Source organism: Acidicapsa borealis (assembly GCF_059115245.1).
On sequence record NZ_JCACNY010000001.1, the window covers coordinates 6,136,111 to 6,142,574 of the forward strand.

The 6,464-nt window shown below is 60.7% G+C and carries 3 protein-coding genes; 2 read left to right on the forward strand and 1 reads right to left on the reverse strand.

The annotated features are described in order from the left end of the window. Positions 1–52 precede the first annotated feature (52 nt). Together AC5S27_RS24930 and AC5S27_RS24935 are read left to right on the forward strand one after the other, a co-directional pair. Positions 53–1,669: a glycoside hydrolase family 27 protein gene (locus tag AC5S27_RS24930; protein WP_493932590.1), complete on the forward strand. Its 1,617-nt coding sequence runs from the start codon at positions 53–55 to the stop codon at positions 1,667–1,669. A 64-nt stretch (positions 1,670–1,733) separates the two neighbouring features. Beyond that, on the forward strand, positions 1,734–3,821 hold the full coding sequence (locus AC5S27_RS24935; protein ID WP_493932591.1) for an alpha/beta hydrolase family protein: 2,088 nt from the start codon (positions 1,734–1,736) through the stop codon (positions 3,819–3,821). A gap of 22 nt (positions 3,822–3,843) precedes the next feature. Here the strand turns inward: AC5S27_RS24935 and AC5S27_RS24940 are convergent, their stop codons facing one another. Further along, positions 3,844–6,270 (reverse strand): diguanylate cyclase domain-containing protein, encoded by a 2,427-nt coding sequence (locus AC5S27_RS24940; RefSeq protein ID WP_493932592.1) that lies wholly within the window; start codon positions 6,268–6,270, stop codon positions 3,844–3,846. Between the last annotated feature and the right edge of the window lie 194 nt (positions 6,271–6,464).

Consider the following 6,464-nt stretch of genomic DNA (forward strand, 5'->3'; position numbering starts at 1 on the left):
CAGAGTCCCTGACTTACAATGGCTGCGCGGAACGCAAGCCGCTCGAGGCCCTATGACAACCAATCGCTCGCTACGCTGGATCGCACTGTTCATGCTCGCCGTTGCGTCAACCGCTTATTCGCAAACTAGCCCCGAAGCACCCAACGACGCCGGACTCACCGGCACATGGATCGCCCACTGGATGGGCCCCTACGGCGACACAGAACTCGTCTTCCGGCTCAAGTCGGTCAATGGCAAGATCACTGGCAGCGAAGGCCTACCCTTCGGGGACCCTCCGATCATCGATGGCCAACTCACCGGCAACGAATTCCATTTCACCGTCGCAATCGACCGCTACGGCAGCATTCAGAATCGCGAAGCCACCGGCAAGATCGTTGGTGACACGCTCGAGATCAATCCCGCGATGCCGCTTCCGCCACCGCCCGCGGCGGGTGGTCCGCCGCCGGGAACTCCGTCTCCCATGCAGGGTGCGCAGAAGGGGCCGGTCATCGCGCATCGCGGAACTCCGTTCCCGTCGTATCGTGCGGCGCCGGTGGACTACGCAAGCCTGCCCAAAGTCGAGGTGCCCGCGATCCATCAGGTTCCAGCCAACGGCCTTGCCAAGACTCCACCCATGGGCTGGAACAGCTGGAACAAGTTCCGCACCAAGATCGATGACAAGACCGTGCGCGAGATGGCCGACGCCATGGTGTCAACCGGCATGAAAGACGCCGGCTATGTCTACATCAACATCGACGACGGCTGGGAAGATAAGCGCGACGCCAACGGTATCCTGCATCCCAACCCCAACTTCTCGGATATGAAGGCGCTCGCGGATTACGTGCACTCCAAGGGTCTCAAGCTGGGCATTTACTCCTCACCCGGACCCCTGACATGCGCCGGCTTCACCGGCAGCTACGGGCACGAGACGGAAGACGCGAAGATGTATGCGTCCTGGGGCATCGACTACCTGAAGTACGACTGGTGCAGCGCCTCCCGTGTCTGGAAAGACCCGGACATGCACGCCGTCTACCAGCGCATGGGCGACGCGCTCAAGGCAACCGGCGCACCCATCGTCTACTCGCTCTGCCAGTACGGCCGGTCCGAGGTGCAGACGTGGGGAACGCAGGTCGGCGCGAACCTCTGGCGTACCACCGGCGATATCCGCGACCGCTATGACTCGATGGACAAGATCGGCTTCGCGCAGACTGAGCTAGCGAAGTACGCCGGCCCCGGCCACTGGAACGATCCTGACATGCTCGAGATCGGCAACGGTGGCATGACGACCGAAGAGTACCGCATGCACTTCAGCCTCTGGGCGCTGATTGCCTCGCCGCTGATCGCCGGGAATGACATTCGCACGATGACTCCGGAGATTCGCGACATCCTGCTCAACAAGGAAGTGATCGCCATCGATCAGGATGCGCTCGGCGCAGGCGGTACGCAGCTCTCAGCAACAGGCGATCTGGTCGTCTGGACCAAGCCGCTGGCCAACGGCGACTATGCCGTGGGCTTCTTCAATCGCGGCACTACGGCAGGCGAAGCGCACATCGACTGGAGCCAGATCAACTGGAAGGGCAAGCATAAAGTGCGCGACCTCTGGGCCCACGCTGACAAAGGCGCAACCGCCGATGGCTACAAGGCCAACGTCGCTCCGCACAGCGTGGTCATGATCCGCGTCAGCAAGTAGAAGGCAAGGGCAGGGCAGGTGAGCGCAGGTATACTGCGCTCACCACCGCTCAAGGAGAATGCCCTTGCTCCGCACCGCCCTCAAGCTCTCATTTCCTCTCGCTATCTGCATTGTTTTTCTCCAGTCCGCTATCGCGCAGACCCGCACGCCAACGATCGATCAGTCGCTCGAGATGCAGAGCGTTTCCAACCCGCGTATCTCGCCCGACGGCAAGCATGTCATCTACGAACAGACGAGGACCAACTGGGACGCCAACGCTTTCGAAACCGATCTATGGATCGCCGATACAGCCACCGGTGCGCGCCATCGCCTTACCGCGGCGGCAAAGTCCAGCAACGCGGCAGCCTGGTCGCCGGATGGCCAATGGATCGCGTTCCTCTCCGATCGCGCGGCCCAGCTGGCCGGCTCACCCGGAGGCAAGCGTCAGGTGTACTGGATGCCCGCCGATGGTGGCGAAGCGCAGCAGCTGACCAAGATGGAAGAGGGCGTAGGCGGCTTCGAATGGGCGCCGGATTCGAAGCACATCGCCATCGCCGCCGAGGCTCCCGAGACCAAGGCCTCCAAGGATCGGACGGAGAGCTTCGGTGAGTACCGCGTCATCCACGCGGACTACACGATGACGCATCTCTGGCTTGTCGATCTACCCACGACCGACGCCGCTGGCCGCACCGCCGCCATCGGTGAGCCGAAGCTCCTGACAGCAGGCGACACCTTCACCGTCGGCAGTTTTGTCTTCTCGCCCGACGGCAAGCGCATCGCCTTTGACGCGCAGCGCGATCCGGACCTGATCTCCGACTTTTCCTCGGATATTTACACCGTCACCGTTGCGGACAGCTCGGTGAAGAAAATCGTGTCCACCGAGAGCCCGGACAGCGATCCGCAGTGGTCGCCCGATGGCTCGCAGATCGCTTACACCACCAGTAACGGCAGCAAATTCTTCTACTACACCAACCGCCACATTGCGGTCGTCCCAGCCGATGGCGGCACACCGAATGTGCTCTCAGCCAGCTTCGATGAAGACCCGGATCTTCTCAAATGGGCTCCCGAAGGCATCTACTTCTCCGCGCTCCAGAAAACGAAATCAGCACTTTTCCTGCTCGATCCGGGCACCAAGTCCGTGAAGCAGATTGCAACGCCAGGCAGCGAATTCGCCGGGCAGTTCTCCTTCTCGAAAGACTTCAAAGAGATCAGCTATCGTGGCGCAGGCACGAACCAGTTTCCCGAGATTTACGCGACAGCTCTGCCCGCTGCTACGCCCGTCCAGATCACGCACCTTGCCGATCAACTCAGCGGCTTCGACACCGCGAAGAGGGAAGTGGTCCAGTGGAAATCGGGCGACGGCACAACCGTCGAAGGCGTGCTCTACAAGCCAGCCGACTTTGATCCGAAGAAGAAGTACCCGCTGCTGGTCGTCATCCACGGCGGACCAACCGGTGTCGACTTGCCGCTCATCGCCCCCGACCGCTACTACCCGATGGAGCGCTTCGTCGCCAAAGGTGCACTGATCCTGCGCCCCAACTACCGCGGCTCAGCAGGCTACGGCGAGAAGTTTCGCTCGCTCAACGTGCGCAATCTCGGCGTAGGCGACTACGCCGATGTCATCTCCGGCGTTGACTCGCTCATCGCGCAGGGCTTCGTGGACAAGGACCGCGTCGGCTCGATGGGCTGGAGCGAAGGTGGCTATATCTCAGCCTTCATCACCACGTCGAGCGACCGCTTCAAGGCAGTGTCGGTCGGCGCCGGCATTTCGGACTGGGCGACGTATTACTACAACACCGACATCACGCCGTTTGCCCCGCAGTACCTGCACGCCACCCCGTCAGATGATCCTGCAATCTACGCGAAAACCTCTCCGATCACCTACATCGCCAAGGCAAAAACACCCACGCTGATTCAGCACGGCGGCGCGGATCGGCGCGTGCCCATCGCGAACGCCTTCGAGTTGCGCCAGGCGCTCGAAGATCATGGCGTTCCGGTCAAGATGGTGGTGTACGACGGCTTCGGCCACCCCATCAACAAGCCCAAGCAGCAGCGCGCCGTGATGGAGGAAAACGAGAACTGGTTCAATCACTACATATGGGGCGATCCGCTGGCTCCAGCGCTTACACCGGTAGTGAAGCCGGAAGCCAAGGCAAAACCGGACGCGAAATAAGAGCGTCTGAAGAGGAGCGGGCTTAGTGGAGCAGATCTTCGCTCCACGCCCGCTGCATTGCCTCGGCCAGCTTTTCCTGGTGGCGCTTGCCTTCCTTGTTCGCGTACATCGCGGCATCGGCGGAGCGCTGCAGGTCTTCCTTCGTGGTGCCGTCGTCGGGATAGACAGCCAGGCCAACACTGGCTGACCCAAGGAAGCGGATGCCCTCGATCTCAAACGGCTCGTCGAAGCACCGTTCCATCCGCATCGCGATCTCCTCTGCATCCTCACGGCCATGCAAGACTGGCACCAGCGCAATGAATTCGTCCCCGCCAATGCGGGCAAGGATGTCGCCGCTACGCAGCTGGAACTTCATTCTGCCGGTCGCAGCCTGTAGATAGAGGTCGCCCATCCGATGGCCATACTGGTCGTTGATCTGCTTGAAGCGGTCCAGGTCGACGTAGATAAGACCGAAAACCGTCGTCTGCGAACCCTGCATCAGGCGATCCAGGTGCTTCTCCATGCTGAAGCGGTTGGGAATATCGGTCAGCAGATCGTATTCGGAGCGATGGCGCAGGTCGGTATACAGACGGCGGGTATCGATAGCCAACTCCGCCAGCCTGGCGCCAGCGCCCAGAGCGGAAGCGATCTCCTTGTCCGGTGAGGTGCGTAGCAACGGCGTAGCCAGCAGCAATCCCAGCCGGGTGCCGTCGGGGGCGAACAACTCCCTGTAAACAACGCCGGGGCCGCTCGGCCGCTCCAGCTCGGCATTACTGTCGCCTTCCCCCTGGAGCTCAAACCAGCAAGAAGCCCCATAAAGCCGGGAGGAAACCATGGCAGCAATCTCCCGCAGCACATCCTGCAACGGCTCGGAGCTGCTGATCAGCTCCAGGATGTGGCTCCGCTGCAACTCCTGCCGCGCCAGCCGCCGTTCGCGAATCGCATCCTCCTGGCTCTGTTTCGCCAGGATGGCGTTCTGCTGGCGCACCCGCCGGTCCAGAATGCCTGCCCAGATCATCGCCAGCAGAATCACGACGCTCAAACCCGTGCTCAGATAACCCAACCGTCGCGCCGTCCACCAGCCCGGCGAGTTCACCACGACGATGTCGTCCATTGACCGCATGCGTAATTCAAACCACAGCCGGTCATGCCAGTGATTGTCCGTATCGACAAAGCAGACGCCCGTCACACGAATTGTGCTGCCCACCGTTGGCAACGGCAGATCGCCGTTGGCATTGGACGCATTGGAAGAGCGTTGCCGCAGCGTCGCAGAAAAGAGATGACCTTCCGATTTAACGACAATCATATCGGCCTGGCTGTCAGGCACGACGGCCACGACTTCCCCCTCCATTGAGACCAGATCGAAGGCATACTCTCCCATCGACGCGTCTTCCCAGGAGATGGTGCGTGGTTGCGTCCGTTTCGCCTGCTTGAATTCCCGAATCTGGCCGTTCTCCAACTGCACGGTTTCCTGGTCGACCGAAGGAAAGCCGATCGCCTCTACACCTGCACCGGTCTGCAGAGCCTGTTGCGAACGTGTTTTTACCAGGGTGCCGACGCCGTGATTCTCGACCACCGCCAGGCTGCCCGGCTCATAATAGGTGAGCGTACCGATAATCCGCACTCGCCGGCTCTGGTTGTTGTTGCGGTATGCGGAAATGACGCTCTCCATCGGGAGAGCCGGAATCGCCCACGGATCGGAGGTTTGCGAAGTTAAAACAACCAAATCTTCCGCGGAATTGATGTTGAGCAGGATTCCCGACATCTGCACGCGACCGTCGAACTCCCCCCCCGCCACACCCGTCAGGCGGACCTGGGCGTCCAGAAGATCTTCCGCACGCAGGCTGCCCGGACGTGCGATCACGCCGTCGATCGCACCCCCTTCCATGCTTAGACGAATGCGAAGAGCATCGCCCGGCTTCGTGCCGTCTGTCGTGGCCGCGAGCACCCGTCCCTTCACCTGGACGTACTGGCTGTCCCACTTGGCCTCAATGAGGTCTTCAAATTTCGCCGGCTGCGCTGCAGGCAGCTTTCCATGCGAAATCAGCCGCACCTGGCTGCTTTCAATCTCCGGCCGGAAGCTGTTGTCGGTTACGCCGGTAATGGCTACGCGGTCGCCCGGCCGAAGACCAATATCCGAACTGAACAGGACATACACACCGAAACCGTTGTCCTGAGCAAAGAAGTCGTGTCCGGTCGGGGGCGTCCAGGTTACAGTCGCTTCCAACTCCACGGGAATCTTCTTGCCGGCTTGCTCGCCCGTTAGCGCCACCACCTGTTCTACGCGGGTAATCTTTGCTGGCGCTTCCGCCGCCAGGCAAACCAAAGGAAAGCAGGCACATGCGAAAACTACAAACCAGAAAACCAGGTTTGGGAGCACAAAAGTCCGAAACAGGCCGAGCCGGGGCTGAGGCCCCAACTGTTGCAGTGACCTTTGCGACAAGCGTCGCGGCACCTGTTCCTGTGACATCCTGGCTCTGTCCATTTCCATTCTGCATTTCCCGGTGTGCAGAAAGCCCCGGTCAACCTGTTTGAGCCCTCTAGGGATTCATCGCCAGTCTCGCACGGACCGATAGAGCACCGGCTGGAAAACTCAAACTATTGATGCCAATCATCTTCTCACGGGAAAAGTTACTTTAGATATACCCGAAATGTACCAGAACG